Raw genomic sequence first — 23,502 nt, 5'->3', positions numbered from 1 at the left:
TTTACTATATACATGCGCATTGAAAAACCAACATTTGTCCTTGCCTGCACAGAACTTCTGACCCTGCAACCTAGTTTGCAGATGGCATCTACCGGATCTTTGGAGCAATTGCTATTAGGGTTGCAGGATGATGCGAGAGGTTAACTCTTCATCTTGCATATGTATAGTTGGGACAAAGCCTGCTGCGATTCGAAAATCGGAAAGCGACAAACAAGCTTCCCCATGGTAAAATGGAGACGATACGCCATGACAGAAGCAGAAAGGAGAGTTCCGCCATTGCGCGTTTCGGCTGTGCAATATCATCTTCATACGGTCCGTTCGTTTGATGAGTTTGCGGCGCAAGTGACGCATTACGTGAAAACGGCGCAAGAGTTTGATGCCGAGTTTGTGTTGTTTCCGGAGTTTTTCACGACGCAATTGCTTTCCATTCCGCTTGAGGGTGGGCGGCAAGCGACGATTGACGACCTGCCGAGTTATACAGAAATGTACACAGAGCTGTTTACGTCACTCGCCAAGGATACGGGCATGTATTTGATCGGCGGCACGCATGTCATCCGCCAAGACGGCAAACTGTATAATACCGCCCATCTCTTTACACCGGACGGACACGTCCATCGGCAGGCCAAACTGCACATCACCCCGACGGAAGTAAACGAGTGGAACATCGCCCCGGGTGACGGGCTTCACGTCTTTGAAACGGACAAAGCGACGATTGCCGTGCTGACGTGCTATGACATCGAGTTCCCGGAAATCGTCCGCATGGCGCGCGCCAAAGGGGCTGACGTCATCTTCTGTCCGTCATGCACCGACGACCGGCACGGGTTTTACCGCGTGAGGTATTGTTGCCACGCGCGAGCGGTCGAGAACGAAGTGTATGTCGTCACGACCGGCACGGTCGGCTCGCTTCCGACGGTTGACTTTATGCGCGCCAACTTCGGCCAGGCGGCCGTCATCACGCCAAACGATATTCCGTTCCCGCCCGGCGGCGTGCTCGCTGCCGGTGAGATCAACGGCGACATGATCATTACCGCTGACCTTGACTTGTCGCTTCTTCGCAAAGTGCGGGAAAAAGGGTCGGTCACGACATGGCGCGACCGCCGCACCGACTTGTACCCGGATTGGAACGGGACGGCCTGACGCCGCGACAGACGCTCGCACTCGGACCGGGATCGGACGACATGACGCCGCGACAACGCCTGTACTTAGGCTGAGACATCAGGAAAGGCCCCTTTTGACAACAGGGTGTCCCCGCGACAAGGGACACCCTGTTTGTCTTGTTTATGACAGCGACTGTTTAAATCGGTCAAACTGCTCGGCCACTTTCCCTTCCGGCGCTTTCGTCAGCAAGCTTACAACGACAATGGCGAGCAAGCTCGCGGCAAATCCCGGGATCATTTCATACAGCAGCCCTTTTAAGTAGTCTGACTGCGTCCATAAGATGACGGTTGCCGCCCCGGCAACCATGCCGGCAAGCGCTCCCCATTTCGTCATCCGCCGCCAAAACAGGCTAAGCAAAATGACCGGGCCAAATGACGCACCGAATCCGGCCCACGCATAGCCAACCAAGTTTAAAATCGTGTCGTTTTTCGTGTAGGCTAGCGCGGTCGCGACAACGGCGACAAGGAGCACCGACAGGCGTCCGACAAAAACAAGCTCCTGATCTGAAGCCGAGCGGCGGAACAGCACCTTATACAAATCTTCGGTCAGCGAGCTTGACGTAACGAGCAGCTGTGAGGAAATCGTGCTCATGATCGCCGCCAAAATCGCCGCCAGCAAAAATCCGGTGATGACTGGGTGGAACAAAATTTCCCCAAGCTGGATAAACACCGTTTCCGGATCATCGAGTTTCATGCCGCGCTCAAAAAAGTAAGCGATTCCAAACAATCCCGTCAACATCGCCCCGACGACTGAGAAAATCATCCAGCCCATGCCGATGCGGCGGGCGCTTTTCATTTCTTTCACCGACTTAATCGCCATAAAGCGGACGATAATGTGCGGTTGGCCAAAATAGCCAAGCCCCCAGGCAAACAACGAAATAATGCCGAGAAAACTTGTCCCTTTCCATAAATCTAACAAAGCCGGATCAATAGCGCGAATCGTCTCCATTGTATTAGCTGGACCACCTGTATGGAACAACGTCACGACCGGGACAAGAATGAGGGCGATAAACATGATCGTCCCTTGTACAAAGTCCGTCCAGCTGACGGCCAAAAAGCCGCCGAACAATGTATAGGCAACGACGACGCCGCCGACAATCCATAGCCCCGTATGATAGCTGACACCAAACGAATTTTCAAACAACACACCGCCCGAAACAAGGCCGGATGAAACGTAAAACGTAAAAAAGATCATAATAACCATCCCGGATACCATCCGCAACAGTTTCGTCGCATCGCCGAAACGGTTTTCCAAAAATTCCGGAATCGTAATCGAGTCGTCCGCTACTTCGGTGTAAACGCGCAGCCGCGGTGCGACATACAACCAGTTCGCGTAAGCGCCCAGCGTCAAGCCGATAACGATCCATGCGGCGCTCACCCCATCAAGATACATCGCCCCCGGCAGCCCCATCAACAGCCAGCCGCTCATATCGGAAGCCCCAGCGCTAAGCGCGGTGACTGCCGGTCCGAGCGTCCGGCCGCCGAGCATATAATCAGACAAGTTCGCCGTCCGTTTATACGCCCAATAACCGATCCAGAGCATGCCGACTAAATACACAATGACGGAAAATAAAACCATATGACCTCTCCTTCCTTTGCTGTCTTGTCACCACTTTCATCATAACGAAATTGATAGTATTTACACAATAGTATTTATTTTTTTCCATATCGCTACAATAAACGGGTTGATAAAACCTTTGCCAATACTTCTCTCTTCCTGGTATAATATTCTGTAAATTGAAAATCCATCGTTTATATCTTTTTTACATAAAACATTATTTTATAAAAATGCATATGAAATGATATTATCCATATGTCCTTCAGTTAATGTGGCGAAAAACATTGAAAAATTCGCCTTTTCCCCATTTATACGGCAGTACCAAAATGTTCAAACAATTATTTTTATAAAACCTATTGCATAATCACAAAAATATTGATAGTATGATAATCGTTCATCGACAATGATTCCAAAGGGGGATTTTATAGAATGAAGAAAGGTTTGATCGTAGCGGTCGTTGCTGCGTTGTTTATGGCGCTCGCCGCTTGTGGCAAGTCGACAGAAACAAGCTCTCCGTCAGGCGCTGAAAAAGAAGCGAAGCAAAAAATCACCGTCGGAACGGACGCGGCATTTGCCCCGTTCGAGTATATGGAAAAAGGGAAAATCGTTGGTTTTGACGTTGACCTTCTCGATGCGGTCATGAAAGAAGCCGGCTTGGATTATGAATTAAAAAACATCGGCTGGGATCCGCTGTTCGCTTCGCTGCAAAGCAAAGAAATCGACATGGGCATTTCCGGCATTACGATTACGGACGAGCGGAAACAATCTTATGATTTCTCAGCTCCGTACTTTGAAGCAACACAAGTCATCTTAGTCAAACAAGGCAGCCCGGTGAAAAACGCCCTTGACTTAAAAGGGAAAACGATCGGCGTTCAAAACGCGACAACCGGTCAAGAAGCTGCGGAGAAGCTATTTGGCAAAGGCGATCACATTAAAAAATTCGAAACGAGTGTTGTTGCCATTATGGAACTGCTAAACGGCGGTGTTGATGCTGTCATCACGGACAACGCGGTGGCAAACGAATACGTGAAAAACAATCCGGACAAAAAATTGCAAGTCATTGAAGATCCGCAAAACTTCGCTTCGGAATATTATGGCATGATCTTCCCGAAAGATAGCGAATTGAAAGCAAAAGTAGACGAAGCGTTAAAGAAAGTGATTGACAGCGGCAAATATGCAGAGATTTACCAAAAATGGTTCGGCAAAGAGCCGAATATGGAAGGCTTAAAACAACAACCATAAGCGCACGAACATAGAAAAATGCGTAACTGCTAGCAAGTTACGCATTTTTCTTAGAGAAAGGTGAGATCGATGGATTTTCGTTTTGATATTATTATTGAATACGCCCCTTACTTTTGGCAAGGGCTGCTCATAACGATCGGCGTATCATTAGCCGGCATCGTGTTCGGCCTCATTCTCGGCCTGTTCATCGGCCTTGGCAAAATGTCGTCCAACCCGATTATTCGTTTGCCGTTTTCGTGGTACATTAACTTTTTCCGCGGTACGCCGCTTGTCGTGCAAATTTTGCTCGTCCATTTCGGCGCCATGCCGCTTTTGCTTGCGGAACCGAACGCGATCATTTCCTTAGCCGTCTCACTGTCACTGAACTCCGCCGCCTACGTCGCGGAAATTTTCCGCGCCGGCATCCAGTCGATCGACAAAGGGCAAATGGAAGCGGCCCGCTCGCTTGGGATGACGCATGCGCAAGCGATGCGCTACATCATCTTGCCGCAGGCGCTGAAGCGGATGATTCCGCCGTTTGCGAACGAGTTTATCGTTTTGGTTAAAGATTCGTCGCTCGGGATGGTCATCGCCGCCCCGGAAATTATGTACTGGGGAAAAGCGGCGGCCGGTGAGTATTACCGCGTCTGGGAGCCGTATTTGACCGTCGCGTTCGTCTATCTTGTCTTGACATTGTCGTTAAGCAAGCTGTCACATTATCTTGAAAGGAAGTATTCGACTCAATGATCGACGTACGCCAATTAAAAAAATCGTTCGGTTCACTTCAAGTGTTGAAAGGAATCGACGCTCATATTCACGAAGGAGAAGTTGTCGTCGTCATCGGCCCATCAGGGTCAGGAAAATCGACGTTTTTGCGCTGTTTAAACTTGCTTGAGGATTTCGATGAAGGTGAAATTATTATTGACGGTATTAATTTAAAGGCGAAAGACACGAACTTAAACAAAGTGCGTGAAGAAGTCGGCATGGTGTTCCAGCGCTTTAACTTGTTCCCTCACATGACGGTGCTCAACAACATTACGCTCGCACCGATGAAAGTGCGCAAATGGCCGCGTGAAAAAGCGGAAGCGAAAGCGATGGAACTGCTCGCCAAAGTCGGTTTGCAAGATAAAGCGCACGTCTACCCGGATTCCCTCTCCGGCGGGCAGGCGCAGCGCGTCGCCATCGCCCGGGCATTGGCCATGGAACCGAAAATCATGCTCTTTGACGAACCGACGTCAGCCCTTGACCCGGAAATGGTCGGCGAAGTGCTTTCAGTTATGAAGCAGCTCGCCAATGAGGGGATGACGATGGTCATTGTCACCCATGAGATGGGCTTTGCCCGCGAGGTCGGCGACCGCGTCTTGTTTATGGACGGCGGCTACATCGTCGAAGAAGGAAAGCCGGAAGACTTGTTCGACCGCCCACAAAACGAGCGGACAAAAGCGTTTTTGTCAAAAGTACTGTAAAAGGCGGCTTGCCTCGAATGGGCAAGGCGCCTTTTCTATGGAAACATAATGAAAAAAGCAGGCATATAGCCAACGAAAAGGGTGCCCCATTGCTTTGGAGACACCCTTGCGCTTTACAACACAAACTGCATCACCCAAATCGAACCGGCAACAATCACAACCGCGATAAAGAAACTGTACACCATATTGAACGTTTGCATGCGTCCGCTGTTGCTTTCGTTGACATGCATAAACATAAACAGCTGCAAGCTGGCTTGGATGACGGCAAACAACACAATGACGACAATGACCGCCTTGAGCGGCAGCCCGGATGAGAGCGCCACCCAAAGCGCCGCAAACGTCAAGACAAGCGACAACAAAAACCCGACGACATGTTTCCACGGAAATGATTCATGATGGCCGTTAGCCCCCATTTTATACCACCATCCCTAGCAAATAGACAAGCGTAAAAATGAAAATCCAAACAACGTCTAAAAAGTGCCAGTACAAACTGACGATAAACACTTTCCGGGCCGTTTTCGCCGTCAACCCGCGTTGGAGAAGCTGGATGATGATGAGAATCATCCAGACGATCCCTAAGCCGACGTGGGCGCCATGCGTGCCGACAAGAACGAAAAAGCTTGATAAAAACGCGCTCGTCTGCATCGTCGCCCCTTCATGAACGTAATGAATAAACTCGCGAATTTCAAACGCGATAAACCCCACCCCAAGCAGAAGCGTCACGAGCAGCCAGGCAATCAGCCCGCTCATGCGGCCGCGGCGCATTTCAAAAATGGCCAACCCACATGTGAAACTGCTCGTCAACAGCAACAACGTTTCGATCAAAACGTCTTTTACCTCAAACAGCTCCGCTGCCGTCGGCCCCGAGCCGGTCCGTTGGAACAAGACGAGATACGTCGCAAACAGCGTCGCAAACAGCGCGACTTCCGCCCCGAGGAAAATCCAGAAACCCAATATGTTCAACCGACTTTCTTGCGTCCGATACTCCAGCGGCACCGTTTCCTCATAGCGATGTGCAGCTTCTCCCATTCGTCACGCCCCCTTCCGCGCCGCTCGTTCCATCCGTTTGATTTCGTCAACCGGAATATGGTAGCCATCATCGTCTTCAAATGAGCGGAGAATCAATCCAAGCACAATGAACAACGCACCAACGATAGCCAACGCAAACCACTTGAACACAAGGCCGAACCCGGCGACGAAAAACGCCACCGACATCCAAAACGGGCGTCCTGAGTTGCTTGGCATATGGATCGGCTTCAAGTCTTCTTCTTTCACGTGGAAGCCGCCATACTTTTTCTTCATCACCCAATACGCGTCCACATCTTCGACAACCGGCGTCACCGGGAAGTTGTAATGCACCGGCGGCGACGCGGTCGCCCACTCAAGCGTCCGCCCGTTCCACGGGTCGCCGGTCATGTCGCGCTCGCCGTAGCGCGCGCTGTAATAAATGTTATAGCAAAGCACGATAAACCCGATGCCCATCAACACCGCCCCGACCGTCGCGACGACGTTGAGCGGCGTCCAGCCGAGACCAGCCGAGTACGTGTACATGCGGCGCGTCATCCCCATCAACCCTAGGAAATACATCGGGAAGAAGCAGATGTTAAAGCCGATCATAAACAGCCAAAACGTCCACTTGCCAAGCCGTTCATTCAAGATATGGCCGAACATTTTCGGATACCAATAATGCAAACCGGCAAAGCAGGCGAACACCGTACCCGCGATCAACACGTAATGGAAGTGGGCGATGAGAAAATAGCTGTTATGGTATTGATAATCGGCCGCGGCCATTGCCAGCATCACACCTGTCACGCCGCCGATGACAAAGTTCGGAATAAACGCCAGCGACCAAAGCATCGCCGTCGTAAAGCGGATCTTCCCTTTTCGGAGCGTAAACAGCCAGTTAAAAATTTTCACCCCGGTCGGAATGGCGATCGCCATCGTCGTGATCGAGAAGGCAGAGTTCACGGCCGGCCCTGCGCCCATCGTAAAGAAGTGGTGCACCCAGACGATAAAGCTTAAAAACGCAATGCCCACGATCGAACCGACCATCGCCTTATAACCGAACAGCCGTTTCTGCGCAAACGTGCTGACCACTTCCGAGAAAATGCCGAACGCCGGCAAAATGACGATATACACTTCCGGATGGCCCCAAATCCAGAACAAGTTCGCCCAGAGCATCGACATGCCGCCGTTGGCCATCGTGAAAAACTGCGTATCAAACAGCCGGTCAAACGTCATGAGCGCCAAGGCGACCGTCAACACCGGGAAGGCGAAAATAATGAGCACGCATGTGATGAGAATCGTCCACGTAAACATCGGCATGCGCATCAACGTCATGCCCGGCGCGCGCATTTTTAAAATCGTGACAAGGAAGTTGATCCCGGTCATCAATGTTCCGATCCCGGAAATTTGTAAAGCGACAGCGTAATAGTTGTTGCCGACGCCAGGGCTGAATTCGTTGCCGGCAAGCGGGAAGTACGCCGTCCAACCGGCATCCGGCGATCCGCCGATGACGAATGAAATGTTAAACAGCAACGCACCGAAGAAAAAGAGCCAAAAGCTTAACGCATTCAAATATGGAAACGCGACATCGCGCGCCCCGATTTGCAGCGGGACGACGATGTTCATCAAACCGATGATGAACGGCATCGCCATAAACAAGATCATAATCGTCCCGTGCGTCGTAAATATTTCATTGTAATGTTGAGCGTCAAGAAACTTCATGTTCGGCGCGGTCAGCTGCGCCCGCATCAAAAGCGCATCGACGCCGCCGCGGAAGAGCATCAAAACTGCGCAAATAATGTACATGACGCCAATCTTTTTATGATCCACCGTCGTGAGCCATTCGTTCCACAGCCATTTCCATTTTTTAAAATATGTCAACACAAACACAATGCCGACCATCGTCAAGACGATGGCGACATCGGCGGCATAAATGAGCGGCTCACCCGTGACAAAAAACTCGCTCCACTTCATCCTTCGTTCCCCCTTTCCTACTCCCCATGATGGTGACTGTTTGTCATCGCTTCATCGCTTTGATCGTCGTTTCTCATTGGCTTTCGATCTGCATGATGGCTGTTTTGTTTCGCATGGTCAATCCATTGTAAGTGGGTGTTCGAAAACGTCATTCGCCCAACAAGCCCCGGTTTTAAAATTTGTGTATATTTTTTCTCATCGAGCTTCGGGGCGGTTTGTTTCACTTCATTCACCCATTTGCGGAAGTCCGTTCCCGTTTGTGCGACGACTTCAAACTCCATATGGGCGAACTTTTCCCCGGAAAAGTTGGCGCTCCGCCCCATGTAGGAGCCGGGCTTATCGGCTTGCAAAATCAGCTCTGTCTCCATGCCGTCCATCGCATATTTTTGCCCACCTAATTCCGGCACCCAAAACGAGTTCATCGGCCCGACCGAAGTCAGCTTAAACTTGACCGGCACACCGGCTGGAATATGGACGTAGTTGACCGTTTCAATGTTTTCTTCCGGATAGCTGAAAATCCATTTCCAGTTCGCCGCCGTCACGTGAATCGTGATCGGTTTCACGTTCTCGGTCGGCGGCTTTTCCAACGCAAACGTCGCCTTCACTGTTGGAACAGCGAGCGCAGCGACAATCAAAATCGGAATGGCCGTCCAAACGACTTCAAGCAGCGTGTTTCCTTCCTCATCCGGCGGCTCATAGCCGGCATTTTCCGGCTTCTCGCGATAACGAATGAGAAAAACGGCAAATAACGTAAATACAACAACAATAATGAACAACATAAAGCCGACAGACCACATGATCAAATCATACTGCATGCGCGCCACCGGCCCTTGCGGATTGAGCACGGCCGTGCGCTCCACGCAGCCCCCAAGCAAAAACAAAAACGGCAAAACCAGCACCGCGCGCCATCTCGCCCGTTTCATCGCTATCGGTCCTCCCTCTTCCGCCCCAACCATTTCGGGGCCTTCCATGCATTTTCTTTTGTCTCTACCATATCAAAATTGAAAATGTTTGAAACGAATGAGCGAAAAAGTTCATAAATCAGCAAAACATTTGTCACAAACTGTTCAATCATTGTTCAAGAAATCGTCACTTGTTTTCCTCCATTAGGGAAATATTGATCCGGAAGGGGATTCACGCAAAAATATTCCACAAACAATAACCGGGCTCCCTCTTACAAGAACCCGGTTACCTCACTGTATATCCTTGCTGCTCCAATTGTTTGCGGATGCGCGGATGCAATGTCTGCCACATCCATTGTTCGTACAGCGCCTTTCTCTCTTCAGGTGGCAAATAATAACGTGTTCCCGCTTGGCGGCGCGCCCGTTCCGTGACATCATACAGCGCCAATGCCGCGGCGACGGAAATGTTAAAACTTTGGACAAATCCGTACATCGGGATGATGAACGTTCCGTCCGCCAAGCAGAGCGCCTCTTCCGACACGCCGCTATGCTCGTTGCCAAACAACAGCGCTGTCGGTTGGGACAGATCGATGTCGGAAACCGGAATCGTCTCCTCACCAAGATAGCTTGCATACACTTGATACCCTTGACTTTTCAAATCGGCAATGGCCGTTTTGATATCTGGCTTATGGTGGAGCGTCAGCCATTGGTCAGCATAGCGCGTCACGAGCCGATTCGGCGAAAACGGCGCCTTCCCAGTGACGATATGAACATCTTGAACGCCAAACGCCTCGGCTGTCCGCAACACCGCCGCTTGGTTATGCGGATCATCGACCGCTTCGATCAAGACGGTAATATAGCGGGTGCGCTCATTCAGCACGTCATACATCCGTTTGAGCCGCTTTGGCAAAATCATTTCCCAAACCGGACGCGTTTGCTCGGTGAGCAATCCTTCCTGCTGCAGCTGTTCGAGAAATGCTTTCACTTCCCGTTCTTCCACTAGCATCACCTTCATTCCGTTCCGCTCATTTTGCGTTTCCCATTGTACAAAATAGAAGATAATCAGGCAATTCACACGTTTTTACACGAGTGTTGATTATCCAAAATTATACATACGCCTTCCATAAATTTGGGCATACTCAAACAAAGCAGCGGCCATCCCGGATTTCCAATCGAGAGGAAGCTGCCCAGAGAAAAAACGGCGAACGAACACGAATCACGATACCCAACCGCTTCGGCAATCAGTTGAATCTCTTCATCCGAAACAAGTTTTTGCATCAAATTCGGGAGTGTGGTATGCTTGTTCATAGAGAGCACCTCCTGGGTTTGTTTGTGTCGTTACTCACATTCTACAGGAAAGGTGCTCTTTTTTCTATACCCTTTGGATTTTATTGGATAATCAACACGCCTGACGTTTTTAAATACTATTCGGACTATTTAATAAATAACATTTTGGAAACATTGTTCATTTAAAAACCACCGTTATATCGATTAGTATTATATTGTAAGCGCCTTAATAATACTTTTTTAGAAAATGTTATTTATGATTAACTGCTAGGAAGGAAAACGAGAGGAAGCAAAAGCAGCCGCAATTGAAAAAGCAGGCTGGTTAAACGCCCTCCCGCCTGCGCCCACGGATGAGAAGCGGGGGCTTCGCGGTTCAAGGTGATAAATGAATCGATGGCAAAAGGGTGTCCAGCGTTGGACACCCTTTTCCTTTTGTTTCCATGCATAACTGACAACATCAAGATTTTCCCGTCCCAATATACGCTTGGCGCGGATGGTTTGGCTGATCGGGGTATTTCAGACGAATTTTTCCTTCCTCTAATAGTTTCCCTAAATAGTTGTTGCGCAATCCGTCCGGCGTCCGTTCGAGCAGCGTCGCTAGCTCCTTCAGCCGCAGCGGCCGCTCGCAGCATAAGCGGACGATCATCTCCTCCATCACCGCTGGGGCCAACCGCTTTTTTCGGCGCGCCAATTCCGCCATCTTCCATAACCGTTCATCCATCTTCTCGTCTTCCTCTCCTTCTCCCATATCATGAACGCTCATTTCATTATTACCGGAGTCGGATCGGTTATTCATGGAGTTAAGTTTGTTATTTACGGACTTGCCCTGCTTATTCACGGAGTCGACGGATTTTTTTACGGAGTTCGCCTTGTTGTTTATGGAGTCAATGGTGTTATTTATGGAGTTTTCTTCAGTAATAACGGAGTTTGCACTTATATTTACAGAGTTAGGTCCGTTATTTATGAAGCTCTCCTTGATTCCTCGATCCTCTTGTTCCGTCCATTCTTGTTCAGGCTGTTGCAATGATTCATCCGTCTCTGTTTCAACCGTTGCCCCCGCCTCGGCTGGAAATAGCAGCGGGCATAACGTAACAATCGTACGATCCGGGTTCGTTTGTTGCGAGATGTCGACGGGCTGGACAAGCGCCTGTTCCTGCATATCATGCATTCGTTTTAAGCCGGATCCCGCCCGCTTACATACGTCGATCAATAAAAACATTTTAAAGACGTTCGGATTGCGCAAATTGCTCATTTGTCCGGCCATCGCCGCCTCAACCGGAATGCGGAATCGGCCGGGATTAGCAAAGCGAAACGCTCCGTCTTCTTTTTCGACGGCAATGCCTCCTTCTTCCCCGTAGTCAGCGTGAACAAGCGCATTCACCAGCGCCTCACCGAGCACAATGCGCCCTTCATCCGACCAAACGTGGCGTTCCAGCTCAGCAAGCACACGGAAATAAAAGTCATACACGTTGCCGGACCATGTCCCGTCCTGCGAAGTGAACCGCTTCGTCCACCCCGTTCCGTTCGCATCGGCGTGCTCCCGGTACTCTAAAAAGTATTGCGGCAGCACCTCGGTAATGATCCGCTCCTCACTGAACATCAATAAGCCGGCGAGCGTCAGCCCTTCTTTGCTGCTGTCGCGCAGCTTGCCCCATGCGCCGATTTTGTATAAAAATTCTTTTGTCTCAAGCCCGTTCCACGGATGGCCCGGCTTTACGCGAGCGAACCGCTCCCGGTAATGGCTGACCGTCTCAAAGTTGAGCTCGCTCAAGCTGTAATGCTCCAAAATCAAGCTGTCCGCCATCGCGTTGGCGCGTTCATGGAACGAATTTGTATATTTATTCATTCCTGATCTTCCTTTAACATTATTTTTGCAAAACAGTCTTGTCTCTCCATTTCTATTGTATCATCTTTCATTCTCCTTGCGGACGGTTGCCAAAAAAAGAAAACGGTTGTGGATCTATGGAATAACTGTTCATGGCAAAGAGCAAACTACAGAAAACAATATTGGCATGCAAGGAGGCATACATATGTCATCCCTCCCTTCTACTGTTGAACCATATTGGCGCGATTCCGTGCCGCTTCCGTCTTTTCCGAGGCTTGATGAAGACGTTTCCGTCGATGTCGCGGTCGTCGGCGGCGGCATTTCCGGCCTTACAACCGCTTATTTGCTGGCGACGCAAGGAGCGCGTGTTGCTCTGCTTGAAGCCGATCGGCTGCTCAACGGGACGACGGGCCACACGACGGCGAAAATTACCGCCCAGCACGACCTCGTATACGATGAATTTCTCAACCATTTCGGCGCCGAGAAAACACGTCTTTATTATGACGCCTGCATGGATGCGCTCGGCTTCATCCGCCGCACGGTTGAACAGCACCGGATCGACTGCGATTTTTGCGAACAGGACGCCTACATTTATACGACGTCTTCCTCTTCGTTCCAAAAATTAGTGAAAGAGTGGGAGGCGTACGAACGGCTCGGCATCGACGGCGCTTTCGTTGAGTCGATCCCGCTCCCGCTGCCAGTGAAAGCGGCGGTTGTGATGAAGCAGCAAGCCCAGTTCCATCCGCTCAAATATTTAGTCAACCTTGTTGATGCCATAACAAAGGCGGGGGGCGCGATTTATGAATACACGCCGGTCGCCGACATCGAGCAAGGGGAACGGCTGTCTGTCGTGACGCGCGACAAAAAGCGGGTTGAGTGCGACCATGTCGCCGTCTGTTCCCACTTTCCGTTTTATGACGGCGGGTTTTACTTTTCCCGCATGTATGCTGAACGGTCATACGTGTTAGGGGTGACGACTGCCGAGCCGTATCCGGGCGGTATGTATTTAAGCGCCGACGACCCGAAACGCTCGATCCGTTCCGCGGCGGCGAACGGCGAGACGCTTATTCTCATCGGCGGAGAAAACCATAAAACCGGCCAAGGGGTGCCAACGATGCGCCATTATGAGGCGCTTTCCTCGTTTGCCTCACAGCTGTTTACGGTGAAAGACATCCGTTACCGCTGGTCGGCCCAAGACTTGACGACGCTTGATAAAGTGCCGTATATCGGGCCGATGACCGCCGATGCGCCAAACATTTATGTCGCGACAGGATACCGAAAGTGGGGGATGACGAACGGAACTGCCGCAGGGATGCTGCTGTCTGACCTCATTCTCGGCCGCGACAACCCATATCGCGACTTGTACTCCCCGTCGCGTTTCTATGCCGACCCGAGTGTGAAGCAGTTTTTCACGACAAACCTTGATGTCGCCAAACATTTATTGACTGGCAAAATCGAGCCGGCCGTCCGCCGGCCGCAAGACTTGGCGCGCGGCGAGGGGGCGGTTGTCTCGGTCAATGGGAAACGGGCCGGCGCCTACAAAGACGAAGCGGGGACGCTCCATGTCGTCGACACGACGTGCACCCATATGGGCTGTGAACTCGAATGGAACAGCGGCGACCGGACGTGGGACTGTCCTTGCCATGGCTCGCGCTTTTCGATCGATGGCAATGTCGTCGAAGGCCCGGCGAAGCAGCCGTTGAAGCGCCTTGAACTCGATGAATCGCCTTGATGCGCGGCCGCCTGTAAGAGCGAAATATTCATTTTTTTCCTGATGAGGGGGGATCGTATGTTCGTTCCCCCTCATTATTTTCGTTTGCCGACGGTGTATTTCATGATAAGATGAAAGCAGGATCACCGTAATTTCTACTGTTTTGGGGGGAACGATATGCATCAAGAACCGATTTTTCTTACTCCCGTCTTTCAAGAACGCATTTGGGGCGGCACGAAGCTCGCCGAACGGTTCGGCTACGATATCCCGTCATCGCAAACAGGAGAATGTTGGGCCGTATCGGCCCATCCGCACGGGCAGACGGTCGTCGCCCGCGGGCCGTTTCAAGGGATGACGCTTGGACAGCTATGGGAGGAGCGCCGCGACTTGTTCGGCCATTTTCCATCCGATCGCTTTCCGTTGCTGACGAAAATTTTAGACGCCAACGCCGACTTGTCCGTTCAAGTCCATCCCGACGATGAATACGCAAAAACGCACGAAGGCGGGGAGCTCGGCAAAACGGAATGCTGGTACATTATCGACTGCAAGCCGGGCGCCCAGTTGATTTACGGCCATCACGCCGAAACAAAAGAAGAGCTGCGCGCCATGATGGAGGCGGGAGAATGGGATCGTTTGCTGCGGAAAGTGCCGATTCACCCTGGCGACTTCTTCTATGTCCCAAGCGGCACGATCCATGCCCTTTGTGAAGGGACGCTTGTCCTTGAGACGCAGCAAAGCTCTGATACGACTTACCGCGTCTACGATTACGACCGCGTCGACAGCCAGGGGCGGAAGCGGGAACTCCACTTGGAGAAGGCCATTGACGTCACCACTGTCCCGCACCGCGACACCGATGTCCATCCCCATGTCGCCGACATGCCTGGCGCGACTGTGACGACCTTTGTGGAAGGCGACTACTTTGGCGTCCAAAAGTGGGACGTCCGCGGCGAAGCTGAGTGGGAGCAGACGAAGCCGTTTCTCATCGTCAGCGTCCTCCGAGGGGAGGGCGAGCTCGCTTGCGGCGGGCGGACATACCCGATCCGCCAAGGCGACCATTTCATTTTGCCGCACCAGCTCGGCCGGTTTGCGGTTCGCGGTGCGCTTGAAGCCATTGCCTCTTGGCCGCGAACAGGCAAATAAACAAGAGGGGTGTCTCTAAAGCAGCGAGACACCCTTTTTCATTCCCCCGTATATGTGCTCCAATGGAACAGACAGCCTTTTGAACAAGCCTCTTGATTCGCTACTATACATGCGCCAAGCGATTCCGTCAGGCTATATCTTAATTCCCTTCTTGAGGAAAGGCGGCTGTTTAGGCCAATCCGCTTCTTTTCCGCTACCAAAAAACAAAGCCATATTTTAGCGTATTCCTGCTTCCATTTCGCCAAACAGCCGCGTTTCTAAAACATCAAAGAGAAGATGATTTTCCTGCGTGACCAAGGCGGTACACGGAGGCGATATGCCGCGCGGTTTGCGCCACATAATGTTGCGCTTGTCCAAGCGCCTGTTCAAGCGGCACGACGCCCGGGACGATCGTAAATAGCGCGTCAATGCCGTGATCCAATACGGCCGCACTGTCGTCGCCCAGCGACCCGGCGATGCCGATGACCGGGACGCCGAACCGCTTCGCTGTCTTGGCGACGCCAATCGGCGTTTTGCCAAATACCGTCTGTCCGTCGATTCGCCCTTCGCCGGTGATGACTAAGTCCGCCCCTTTGACACGCTCCGCGAGCTGGACCGTTTCGATCACAATATCAACACCACGCTTTAATTCGGCTGGAAAAAACGCAAGCAATCCCGCTCCTAAGCCGCCAGCCGCGCCAGCGCCCGGGATGTCGCCCACTTGTTTGCCGAGTTCGCGGTTGATCACGTCGGCATAATGGGCTAAGTTTTGGTCGAGGATCGCCACCATGTCCGGTGTCGCCCCTTTTTGCGGCCCGAAAATGGCCGACGCCCCTTTTGGGCCGGTCAACGGGTTGTCGACGTCGCAGGCCACATCAATGCGGACGCTCTTGAGGCGCGGATCGAGTCCGGAAAGGTCGATCGCCTGCAAGTCGGCGAGCGCCCTGCCGCCTGGGCCGATGTCGCGGCCGTCGCGGTCTAAAAGCCGCCCGCCAAGCGCCTGCACCATGCCGGCGCCGCCGTCGTTTGTCGCGCTGCCGCCGAGGCCGATGATCAGATGGGTGGCGCCAGCGTCAAGCGCGGCGCGGATCAGTTCCCCTGTCCCTCGCGTCGTCGTCACTAACGGATTGCGCCGGGCGCGCGGGACAAGGTGCAGTCCTGAGGCGGCCGCCATCTCAATCACCGCTGTCTTCCCATCGCCAAGCAAGCCGAAAAACGCCACAACCGGCTCACCGAGCGGACCGGTCACTTCAATTTCCACGATGCGGCCTCCGGTCGCGTCAACGAGCGACTGCACGGTCCCTTCTCCGCCATCGGCCATCGGCACTTTCACGTATTCAGCTTCCGGAAACACCGTCCGAAACCCGCGTTCAACCGCCTCAGCGACTTCGAGCGCAGAAAGGCTTTCTTTAAACGAATCCGGGGCAATGACAACTTTCATCTTTTTCCCTCCTCCGCGTTATGAAACAAAACGAGACACGCTAACACAACGACGTGGAAAACACCTAATGATGAAACGATCGGCGGCTCGCATGGCACGACATTGAGCCGTTCTTTTTTCCTATCTGACCGTTTTCCGGTATCGTTTGGAAAACGTCTCCGTACGGCGAATGGTGAAAGACAGCCGCCGGCAAAACCAAAATCGCGCCGACCATCTTGAACTCCCTCCCATCCGATCGTCCCTTTCGTTGCCCATATTATATACGAAACAACCAACATTCAGCTACACTGTTTTCTAAGGAACAAGGAACGTCCAAGGGCGGTTGTCAAATTTTGTGGAAAAAAAGTGAAAATGAGCGCTGTTTTTTCTATTTTCAGAATTGGATATATAGTACTATAATAGATTTAACAAGAGGTTCGTTTGTTCTTATTGGGAACATATTCTGAAATTCGCTATCCGCCTTGTCTGCCAATGACCCATATGTTTGCGTAAAGCCGCTGACATATGGGGGATCGCCCCTTTTTTATCATCGCTTCGCCAGCGCCGAAGTTGTCAGAGGTCAGATCATAGGAGAGAGAGCTGAGATGTTACTCCGAGCACGATCGATTATTTTGGCTGTTTTTTTCGCGTCGATTGCCGTTGTTTTTGTGTCAAAACCGGTTTCTTTCGATCGCACGTATATTATCGCCCTGCTATTTTACTGGCTGTTTTCCAGCTTATATTCTCACTTGCGCGTCGTCGACAAAACGAAAAACAATATTCCGGTTGACTACGGCATTAACTACAGCTTATCGTTCGCCTTGTTTGCCGGCCCGCTCGGGCTGTTTATTTTTGAAACACTATTTCGCCTAACTGAACATTTGACAAAAAAATACTTGAAGACAGCGGAGCCGGATGAATGGCTGCACACACTGTACAACATCGGTTCTTTTGTGACATTCAATTCATTGGCGTTTGCCTTGTACAACCTCCTCCATCCGCTGTTTGAGCCTGTTCCGTTCATCGGATTTTGGCTGCTTATCTTTCTGCTCGTCGTCATCGTTTCCTTTTTGACTGATTGCTGCCTCATCGTCATTTTTTATATAACCGGCGACATTCGGACACAGCGCGAAGCACTCGATTTTATAAAGACAAGAAGCTGGACGGATATGGGGAAAACGGCGCTGACCAACGGCCTGCTGTTTCTCTTTTTGCAAGAACAGCAATGGGATATGCTCTTGAGCTTGTTTTTGCTCAATTACTTTGTCAGCCGCTCGTTCTTTTCCAAATCGCAAAGCATCCAGCATAAACTAGAGCGCGACCAGTTTGAAAAAATGGCGTATACCGACTTTCTGACCGGCGTTCATAACCGCGCCTATATGGACAAGACGATCGCGAAGTTAAATGAAACAGGCGAATGGATTGGCGTTGTCGTCGCTGATATCGACAATTTTAAGGCGATTAACGATACGTATAACCACGCCGTCGGCGATGAAGTGATCCGCCACTTTGCCTTGACATTGAAACGGTTTCTGAAGGAGGATGATTTTTTGTTTCGCAGCGGTGGGGAAGAGTTTACCATGTTTTTGCGCCACCGCACATTTGAGGAAAGCGTCGAGCTTGTCGAAGAGATGCGGGAAACGGTACGCCATAGCACGGTGTTGGTCGATGACGGGGCGGCCAAGCGCCCAATTGCTTACACATCGTCATTCGGTCTCTACTTTTTTCAAACGGGAGGAACGATATCGATCGAAAAGGCATACGTCTATGCCGACCACTTATTGCTTCGTTCGAAAGAAAGCGGCAAAAATAAAATCTCGGCCCAATGCGGGGGAGTTGCGTGACGGGGCAACTCCTTTTCGTTTTCTCCGCACCGTCCGGCCTAAGCAAAAACGGCCTAGCCCCCATACATTAACTAGAAAACGGAGCGATCCTCGGCTCCACTGCCAAGGCAAACCCCTTCATCCTTTGCTGTTGGCAGCGATAGTTTGGGTGGCCGGGATCCAAAAGGGGGCTTACCATTGAAAGTTTTTGTGACCGGCGGTTGTGGGTTTATTGGCTCCCATATCGTCGATTTGTTGGCGGAATCGGGGTGCGATGTGATCGTGATTGACAACCTTCTAACAGGATCAACATCGTTTCTCCATCCGAAAGCGAAATGGCACCGCACCGACCTCTTATCTTCCGCTGAGATTGATGCCTTGTTTGCACGCGAAAAACCGGATTACGTCATCCACCAAGCAGCCCAAACCCATGTCCCCACTTCCATTCTTGATCCGGTTGCCGATGCTAAGATCAACATTTTCGGCACGTTAACGATTCTTCATTGCTGTGTCAAGCACAAGGTAAAAAAAATGATCTTCGCCTCCTCGTGCGCGGTTTACGGTGATGCCGGCGACGTCAGTATCACCGAGTCGTTCCCCGCCCGCCCGGTTTCCTTTTATGCCGCCTCGAAGCAGACGGCTGAGCTGTACATCCGTCTCTTTCATCGTCATTACAACCTCACATATACGATATTACGATACGCCAACGTGTACGGACCGCGGCAATCTGTCAAAAACGAAGGCGGCGTCGTAGCGGCGCTCATCCATAAACAGCTTGCCAAGGAAGCGCCCATCATATTCGGCGACGGCAACCAGACGCGCGATTTTGTGTTCGTCAAAGACGTCGCCCGGGCAAACTGTCTCGCTTTGACCAAAGGAGACAATGAAACGTTCAATATCGGCACAAACAAAAAGACAACGATCAACGAGCTGGCCGCGCTCATTTCTTCCTTCTTCCCTTCACCAATCAGCTGCCTTTACTATCCCGAACGGCCTGGAGACATCCGCCATAGCCGTTTGAATGCCGACAAAGCAAAGCTGATGCTTGATTGGCAGCCGGCATACAATCTGGAAGCAGGTCTAGCGGAAACCGTGCATTTTTACAAAACGAACAGACGTTAGGAAAAACCGCCATCTTAACATGCGCGGTTCGGCAATGCCAGCGTGCATCGCTCGTTTCCAGTGCTTATTTTTTGGCGAGCGTTAAATGCAATCCCATTCCTGTCCGTCCAAACATAAATCGGCCGTTGTTCATAGTATATTAGGATGAAAGAAGAGGAATAGTTCAATAAGGTGGTGAGAGGCCCATTTGATCCATCTTGTTACAGCGACTAACGACGCATACGCCTTGCCTCTTGGAGTGATGTTAAAGTCGTTGTTTGCCAATAAAACGTCCGAACATCGTGTCACTGTTTATGTATTGCACGAAACGTTATCGGAACAAAATAAATGGAACTTAGAAAACGTATTAAAAAAACATCACCAACAGCCGATTTTTTTGCCTGTTACCGATCCGGCTTTTTCTAGGCTAAAAGAAACACATTATATTACAAAAGAAATGTACTACCGCATTGCGATTCCAGACTTGCTCGGTTCGAAAGTGAAAAAAGCGCTTTATCTTGACTGCGACCTCATTGTCAAAGAAGATATTTGCGAACTATGGGAGACAGACATCGATGACTACTTCGTCGCCGCTGTTGAAAGCGTCGACGCCCAAAGAAGAAAAAAGGATTTATTGATCCCCGACGATTCTCGTTATTTCAACTCCGGCGTTTTGTTAATCAACGTAGAAAAATGGCGGGAACACAACATATCCGCCAAAGTGTTCGAATTTATCCGGACATACCCGGAAAAGCTCATCCATCCGGACCAAGACGCGTTAAACGCTGTTTTATATGACAAATGGCGGCTTTTACATCCAAAATGGAATTATACAACAGGCCATGTTAAATTGCGCTTGCGCATGAAGCCGGCCATCATCCATTTCACCGGCCCAAAAAAACCGTGGAACGCCCATCATCCACTCGCAAAACAATATTTGAAATACAGGAAAAAGGTGGAGTGGACATAGCGGAAACAAACCGTTGGTTGGCGACGTAAAAAATGTATTGACTGTACAGCAAAGTAAAAGGGGAGAAGATCACTTGTGATACGGTTCCCCCCGGTTAATGCGAAACGCGCGATAAATTTGCTCGAGCAAAACGAGACGTATCAGCTGGTGCGGAAACGTCATTTTCGAAAACGACAACGTTTCATCGGCGCGCGCCATCACTTGTTTGCTTAAGCCGAGCGAGCCGCCGATGACAAAAGCCACCTTGCTTTTTCCGTAAGTGGCGAGCTCATCAAGGCGGGCGGCAAATTGCTCGGACGATTTCATTTTCCCTTCAATGGCGAGCGCGATGACATGGGCATCGGGCGAAATTTTCGCCAGCAGCCGCTCGCCCTCGCGCTCTTTTATTTGCTCTTCCTCAGGTTCGCTGGCCCGCTCTGGCGTTTTTTCGTCCGCGACTTCAATGATCTCTATTTTGGCGTATGCGGATAGACGCTTTGTATACTCGTTCACCCCAGCGATCAAATATTTTTCCTTCAACTTACCTACAGCTATAATGGAGATATGCACAAGCGATCCCTACCTTATAAACAACTTATCAACAAGATTTATCCACATATGCACAATATATATCCACATGTTGTGCAAAAATATTAGTTTCCTACTACATATACAGCCTTTTTTTCACAAAAACTGCACTGTTTTTCATTGTTATCCATAGGTGCAATGTCGGGCGCCTGTTCGGTTTCATCCACATATTCGTCAATGGCGATATCAATATGTTCTTCACATGTGAATATCATCTTTCCCGCCCCTTTCCTTGTGGAAAAAAGAAGGAGCGTTTCCGCTCCCTCCATTTGTGTTTGTTTAATACGACTCGCGCGCTAATTTCAGCGTAACGGTTCGTTTCTCCCCGTCGCGATAAAACGTTACTTCCATTCGATCACCGATCGATTTTTTTGTGTACAAATACTTGCGCAAATCAAGCACGTTACGGACTTTTTCGCCGTCAAGCGCTACAATGACGTCAAACTGCTGCAAGCCTGCTTGCGCAGCCGGCGACATCGGGACCACCTGGATGACCGCTACTCCTTCCGTCACGTTCGGCGGCAAATGAAGCGTCGCCTGCCAATGATACGATGGGATGTCGCTGAGCGAGCGGAGCTCCACGCCCATGTACGGACGGCGCACTTGTCCGTATTTCTCTAGGTCAGAAATAATCGGGATCGCTGCATTGATCGGGATGGCAAACCCGATCCCTTCGACTGCTTCTTGGGCGATTTTCATCGAATTGATGCCGATCACTTGCCCTTTGATGTTCACGAGGGCGCCGCCGCTGTTGCCCGGGTTGATCGCCGCATCTGTCTGCAGTACTTCCGCGTTCCAGTCCGGTGCGCCGTCTTGATCCAAGTCGACTTCCACCGTCCGGTTCGTCCCGGAAATAATGCCTTGTGTCACCGATCCGGCGAACTGCAAACCGAGCGGATTGCCGATGGCGATGACCGGTTCGCCCGGCTTCACCGTATCGGAGTTGCCGAATGGGGCGACTTTTTTCACATGTTTCGCATCAATTTCCAACACGGCTAAATCCATAAGCACATCGCTGCCGAGCAGCTTCGCCGGCACTCTCGTTCCATCTTGTAAACTCACTTCCAGCTGGCTGGCGTTTTCGATGACGTGATGGTTCGTGACGACAAACGCCCGTCCGCCCACTTTCTTGTAAATGACGCCCGATCCGACCCCAGGTTCGCCGCCTTGCGACCAGAAGCCCGCTGCTTGAATATTGACGACGCCGACGACCGCATCGGACACTTGATCGATCGCTTTCGTCACCGCTGTCGTCACATCAACCGAAACACTTTGCCGGATGGAGGGGACTCCGTTTTCCTCTTCCCGTTCTTCTTCTCCGCCCTGTGGCGGCACGACATCGTACGGGAGGACGTCCCAACGAGAAAGCGCCGGGATGGACATAAGGACGAGCAGTCCCCCCAATACAGCACCGACAAGCGCAGAAACGAACGAACCGCTGCGCCGTTTTCGTCTCGTCTGCCCGTACGATTCATAATGGTCATCGTAATATCCCATGCTCACCATCCCTTCCTCATTCGTCTCCACTCCTCATTATAATCATGAACAGGAGAAAAAATCCAACAAATGCGTGTTCCTCAGTTTAGACAAAATGGTCATCATACATACGCCAATGCTGTCGCCTGGCGCGGATCGGTATCGTACAAACGAAAGCGGACACCGACCGCGAGCCCCCTTTGCTCGAGCGTTTGCGCCACGGTCATGCGCGCCAGCTCCTTCATATTGTTATCTTGGCTTAAATGGGCCAAATAAATTTGTCTCGTCCGTTCGCCAATCACATCAGCGAGCGCCAGACCCGCTTCTTCATTGGAAATATGGCCGACATCGCTTAAAATGCGGCGCTTGACGTTCCACGGGTACCTCCCCATTCGCAACATCCCGACATCATGATTGCTCTCCAACACAAATACGTCGGCGTTTTCAATCGTCTTTTTCATCCGCTCGCTCACATAGCCGGTATCGGTCAACAAGGCGAGCTTTTTCCCTCCGGAGTGAAAGACATAAAACATCGGTTCGGCTGCATCGTGAGAAACGCCGAATGATTCAACGTCGACATCGCCGAACGTTCTCACCGCGCCGAGCGGAAAGACAAACTTTTGCTCGGTCGGGATGTCGCCGACAGCCTGCTCCATGGCCCGCCACGTTTTTTCATTCGCATAAATCGGCAGACGGTACTTGCGGGCAAGGACACCAAGTCCTTTAATATGGTCGCTATGTTCATGGGTCACAAGCAGCGCGTCAAGCTGCTTCGGATGACGGCCGATTTCCGCGAATAACTGCTCCAGCTGTTTGCCGCTTAAACCGGCATCGACAAGCAGGCGCTGGCGATCCGTTTCGATATAAAAGGCGTTGCCAGTACTGCCGCTTGCCAGTACACTAAATCGCATGGTCATCTG

Annotated in this window: 22 protein-coding genes; 9 read left to right on the top strand and 13 right to left on the bottom strand. The window is 51.1% G+C overall.

Features of this window, described 5'->3' with window-relative positions; all coding sequences use genetic code 11:
- The first annotated feature begins 246 nt into the window (after window positions 1-246).
- On the top strand, window positions 247-1,137 hold the full coding sequence (locus B9L21_RS16125; RefSeq protein WP_063167130.1) for a carbon-nitrogen hydrolase family protein: 891 nt from the start codon (window positions 247-249) through the stop codon (window positions 1,135-1,137).
- A 141-nt stretch (window positions 1,138-1,278) separates the two neighbouring features.
- Here B9L21_RS16125 and putP read toward each other — a convergent pair whose 3' ends face one another.
- Window positions 1,279-2,736, bottom strand: a complete 1,458-nt coding sequence (putP, locus tag B9L21_RS16120; RefSeq protein WP_063167129.1) for a sodium/proline symporter PutP — start codon at window positions 2,734-2,736, stop codon at window positions 1,279-1,281.
- Between the two features lie 408 nt (window positions 2,737-3,144).
- Here putP and B9L21_RS16115 point away from each other — a divergent pair, with 408 nt between their 5' ends.
- The 3 genes from B9L21_RS16115 (at window position 3,145) to B9L21_RS16105 (ending at window position 5,402) form a co-directional block, all read left to right on the top strand.
- Window positions 3,145-3,957 carry a basic amino acid ABC transporter substrate-binding protein gene (locus B9L21_RS16115; protein WP_063167128.1) on the top strand — a complete coding sequence of 271 codons (813 nt, stop codon included), beginning with the start codon at window positions 3,145-3,147 and terminating at the stop codon, window positions 3,955-3,957.
- Window positions 3,958-4,026: 69 nt separating this feature from the next.
- The gene (locus B9L21_RS16110; protein ID WP_063167127.1) at window positions 4,027-4,683 is read left to right on the top strand and encodes an amino acid ABC transporter permease; all 657 of its coding nucleotides are present in this window, start codon (window positions 4,027-4,029) and stop codon (window positions 4,681-4,683) included.
- Window positions 4,680-5,402 carry an amino acid ABC transporter ATP-binding protein gene (locus B9L21_RS16105; RefSeq protein ID WP_063167126.1) on the top strand — a complete coding sequence of 241 codons (723 nt, stop codon included), beginning with the start codon at window positions 4,680-4,682 and terminating at the stop codon, window positions 5,400-5,402. Before B9L21_RS16110 ends, B9L21_RS16105 begins: the two co-directional genes overlap by 4 nt.
- A gap of 113 nt (window positions 5,403-5,515) precedes the next feature.
- On the opposite strand, the gene qoxD is transcribed toward B9L21_RS16105, so the two are convergent.
- The 7 genes from qoxD to B9L21_RS16070 form a co-directional block, all read right to left on the bottom strand.
- Window positions 5,516-5,815 (bottom strand): cytochrome aa3 quinol oxidase subunit IV, encoded by a 300-nt coding sequence (gene qoxD, locus B9L21_RS16100; protein WP_063167125.1) that lies wholly within the window; start codon window positions 5,813-5,815, stop codon window positions 5,516-5,518.
- A 1-nt stretch (window position 5,816) separates the two neighbouring features.
- A complete protein-coding gene (qoxC, locus tag B9L21_RS16095; RefSeq protein WP_063167124.1) occupies window positions 5,817-6,431 on the bottom strand; it encodes a cytochrome aa3 quinol oxidase subunit III in 615 nt (204 codons plus the stop codon).
- A gap of 3 nt (window positions 6,432-6,434) precedes the next feature.
- On the bottom strand, window positions 6,435-8,381 hold the full coding sequence (qoxB, locus tag B9L21_RS16090; RefSeq protein ID WP_063167123.1) for a cytochrome aa3 quinol oxidase subunit I: 1,947 nt from the start codon (window positions 8,379-8,381) through the stop codon (window positions 6,435-6,437).
- Window positions 8,382-8,398: 17 nt separating this feature from the next.
- Complete coding sequence (gene qoxA / locus B9L21_RS16085) at window positions 8,399-9,310, bottom strand: cytochrome aa3 quinol oxidase subunit II (protein ID WP_413229279.1); 912 nt, start codon at window positions 9,308-9,310, stop codon at window positions 8,399-8,401.
- 259 nt (window positions 9,311-9,569) lie between these two features.
- Window positions 9,570-10,283, bottom strand: coding sequence for a TrmH family RNA methyltransferase (locus B9L21_RS16080; RefSeq protein ID WP_063167121.1), 714 nt, complete (start codon window positions 10,281-10,283; stop codon window positions 9,570-9,572).
- Window positions 10,284-10,354: 71 nt separating this feature from the next.
- Window positions 10,355-10,591: a hypothetical protein gene (locus B9L21_RS16075; RefSeq protein ID WP_089135020.1), complete on the bottom strand. Its 237-nt coding sequence runs from the start codon at window positions 10,589-10,591 to the stop codon at window positions 10,355-10,357.
- Window positions 10,592-11,027: 436 nt separating this feature from the next.
- Window positions 11,028-12,416: an ATP-binding protein gene (locus tag B9L21_RS16070; protein ID WP_063167120.1), complete on the bottom strand. Its 1,389-nt coding sequence runs from the start codon at window positions 12,414-12,416 to the stop codon at window positions 11,028-11,030.
- Between the two features lie 184 nt (window positions 12,417-12,600).
- Between B9L21_RS16070 and B9L21_RS16065 the strand changes: the two genes are divergently transcribed.
- On the top strand, window positions 12,601-14,127 hold the full coding sequence (locus B9L21_RS16065) for an FAD-dependent oxidoreductase (RefSeq protein ID WP_063167119.1): 1,527 nt from the start codon (window positions 12,601-12,603) through the stop codon (window positions 14,125-14,127).
- 156 nt (window positions 14,128-14,283) lie between these two features.
- On the top strand, window positions 14,284-15,246 hold the full coding sequence (manA, locus tag B9L21_RS16060) for a mannose-6-phosphate isomerase, class I (RefSeq protein WP_063167118.1): 963 nt from the start codon (window positions 14,284-14,286) through the stop codon (window positions 15,244-15,246).
- 265 nt (window positions 15,247-15,511) lie between these two features.
- On the opposite strand, the gene B9L21_RS16055 is transcribed toward manA, so the two are convergent.
- Window positions 15,512-16,666 carry a glycerate kinase gene (locus B9L21_RS16055; RefSeq protein ID WP_063167117.1) on the bottom strand — a complete coding sequence of 385 codons (1,155 nt, stop codon included), beginning with the start codon at window positions 16,664-16,666 and terminating at the stop codon, window positions 15,512-15,514.
- Between the two features lie 584 nt (window positions 16,667-17,250).
- On the opposite strand from B9L21_RS16055, the gene B9L21_RS16050 reads away from it, so the two are divergent.
- The 3 genes from B9L21_RS16050 to B9L21_RS16040 all read left to right on the top strand — a co-directional run bounded on the left by B9L21_RS16050 (window position 17,251) and on the right by B9L21_RS16040 (window position 20,539).
- On the top strand, window positions 17,251-18,489 hold the full coding sequence (locus B9L21_RS16050) for a GGDEF domain-containing protein (protein WP_063167116.1): 1,239 nt from the start codon (window positions 17,251-17,253) through the stop codon (window positions 18,487-18,489).
- A gap of 177 nt (window positions 18,490-18,666) precedes the next feature.
- Window positions 18,667-19,590 carry an NAD-dependent epimerase/dehydratase family protein gene (locus B9L21_RS16045; protein WP_063167115.1) on the top strand — a complete coding sequence of 308 codons (924 nt, stop codon included), beginning with the start codon at window positions 18,667-18,669 and terminating at the stop codon, window positions 19,588-19,590.
- A gap of 187 nt (window positions 19,591-19,777) precedes the next feature.
- Entirely contained in the window at window positions 19,778-20,539 is a 762-nt protein-coding gene (locus B9L21_RS16040) for a glycosyltransferase family 8 protein (RefSeq protein ID WP_143424862.1), read from the top strand.
- Window positions 20,540-20,608: 69 nt separating this feature from the next.
- Here B9L21_RS16040 and rlmH read toward each other — a convergent pair whose 3' ends face one another.
- The 4 genes from rlmH to B9L21_RS16020 form a co-directional block, all read right to left on the bottom strand.
- Entirely contained in the window at window positions 20,609-21,088 is a 480-nt protein-coding gene (rlmH, locus tag B9L21_RS16035; RefSeq protein WP_063167113.1) for a 23S rRNA (pseudouridine(1915)-N(3))-methyltransferase RlmH, read from the bottom strand.
- An 83-nt stretch (window positions 21,089-21,171) separates the two neighbouring features.
- Window positions 21,172-21,321 carry a CxxH/CxxC protein gene (locus B9L21_RS16030; RefSeq protein ID WP_082816589.1) on the bottom strand — a complete coding sequence of 50 codons (150 nt, stop codon included), beginning with the start codon at window positions 21,319-21,321 and terminating at the stop codon, window positions 21,172-21,174.
- A 64-nt stretch (window positions 21,322-21,385) separates the two neighbouring features.
- Window positions 21,386-22,603 carry a S1C family serine protease gene (locus tag B9L21_RS16025; protein ID WP_063167112.1) on the bottom strand — a complete coding sequence of 406 codons (1,218 nt, stop codon included), beginning with the start codon at window positions 22,601-22,603 and terminating at the stop codon, window positions 21,386-21,388.
- Window positions 22,604-22,704: 101 nt separating this feature from the next.
- Window positions 22,705-23,499, bottom strand: coding sequence for an MBL fold metallo-hydrolase (locus B9L21_RS16020; RefSeq protein ID WP_063167111.1), 795 nt, complete (start codon window positions 23,497-23,499; stop codon window positions 22,705-22,707).
- Between the last annotated feature and the right edge of the window lie 3 nt (window positions 23,500-23,502).

The sequence above is a fragment of the Geobacillus uzenensis genome (genome assembly GCF_002217665.1).
Taxonomy (GTDB): domain Bacteria; phylum Bacillota; class Bacilli; order Bacillales; family Anoxybacillaceae; genus Geobacillus; species Geobacillus subterraneus.
Note: the sequence above shows the minus strand (reverse complement) of the source record. Positions and strands in the feature narration are given on the sequence as shown.

Bases quoted from the DNA above. Each gene is read 5' to 3' on its own strand.
- B9L21_RS16075 (WP_089135020.1), bottom strand. From the start codon at position 10,591: ATGAACAAGCATACCACACTCCCGAATTTGATGCAAAAACTTGTTTCG.
- qoxB (WP_063167123.1), bottom strand. From the start codon at position 8,381: ATGAAGTGGAGCGAGTTTTTTGTCACGGGTGAGCCGCTCATTTATGCC.
- B9L21_RS16030 (WP_082816589.1), bottom strand. From the start codon at position 21,321: ATGATATTCACATGTGAAGAACATATTGATATCGCCATTGACGAATAT.
- B9L21_RS16115 (WP_063167128.1), top strand. From the start codon at position 3,145: ATGAAGAAAGGTTTGATCGTAGCGGTCGTTGCTGCGTTGTTTATGGCG.
- B9L21_RS16070 (WP_063167120.1), bottom strand. From the start codon at position 12,416: ATGAATAAATATACAAATTCGTTCCATGAACGCGCCAACGCGATGGCG.
- qoxC (WP_063167124.1), bottom strand. From the start codon at position 6,431: ATGGGAGAAGCTGCACATCGCTATGAGGAAACGGTGCCGCTGGAGTAT.
- B9L21_RS16065 (WP_063167119.1), top strand. From the start codon at position 12,601: ATGTCATCCCTCCCTTCTACTGTTGAACCATATTGGCGCGATTCCGTG.
- B9L21_RS16105 (WP_063167126.1), top strand. From the start codon at position 4,680: ATGATCGACGTACGCCAATTAAAAAAATCGTTCGGTTCACTTCAAGTG.
- qoxD (WP_063167125.1), bottom strand. From the start codon at position 5,815: ATGGGGGCTAACGGCCATCATGAATCATTTCCGTGGAAACATGTCGTC.
- B9L21_RS16050 (WP_063167116.1), top strand. From the start codon at position 17,251: ATGTTACTCCGAGCACGATCGATTATTTTGGCTGTTTTTTTCGCGTCG.
- B9L21_RS16055 (WP_063167117.1), bottom strand. From the start codon at position 16,666: ATGAAAGTTGTCATTGCCCCGGATTCGTTTAAAGAAAGCCTTTCTGCG.
- B9L21_RS16020 (WP_063167111.1), bottom strand. From the start codon at position 23,499: ATGACCATGCGATTTAGTGTACTGGCAAGCGGCAGTACTGGCAACGCC.
- B9L21_RS16125 (WP_063167130.1), top strand. From the start codon at position 247: ATGACAGAAGCAGAAAGGAGAGTTCCGCCATTGCGCGTTTCGGCTGTG.
- manA (WP_063167118.1), top strand. From the start codon at position 14,284: ATGCATCAAGAACCGATTTTTCTTACTCCCGTCTTTCAAGAACGCATT.
- B9L21_RS16025 (WP_063167112.1), bottom strand. From the start codon at position 22,603: ATGGGATATTACGATGACCATTATGAATCGTACGGGCAGACGAGACGA.
- putP (WP_063167129.1), bottom strand. From the start codon at position 2,736: ATGGTTTTATTTTCCGTCATTGTGTATTTAGTCGGCATGCTCTGGATC.
- B9L21_RS16110 (WP_063167127.1), top strand. From the start codon at position 4,027: ATGGATTTTCGTTTTGATATTATTATTGAATACGCCCCTTACTTTTGG.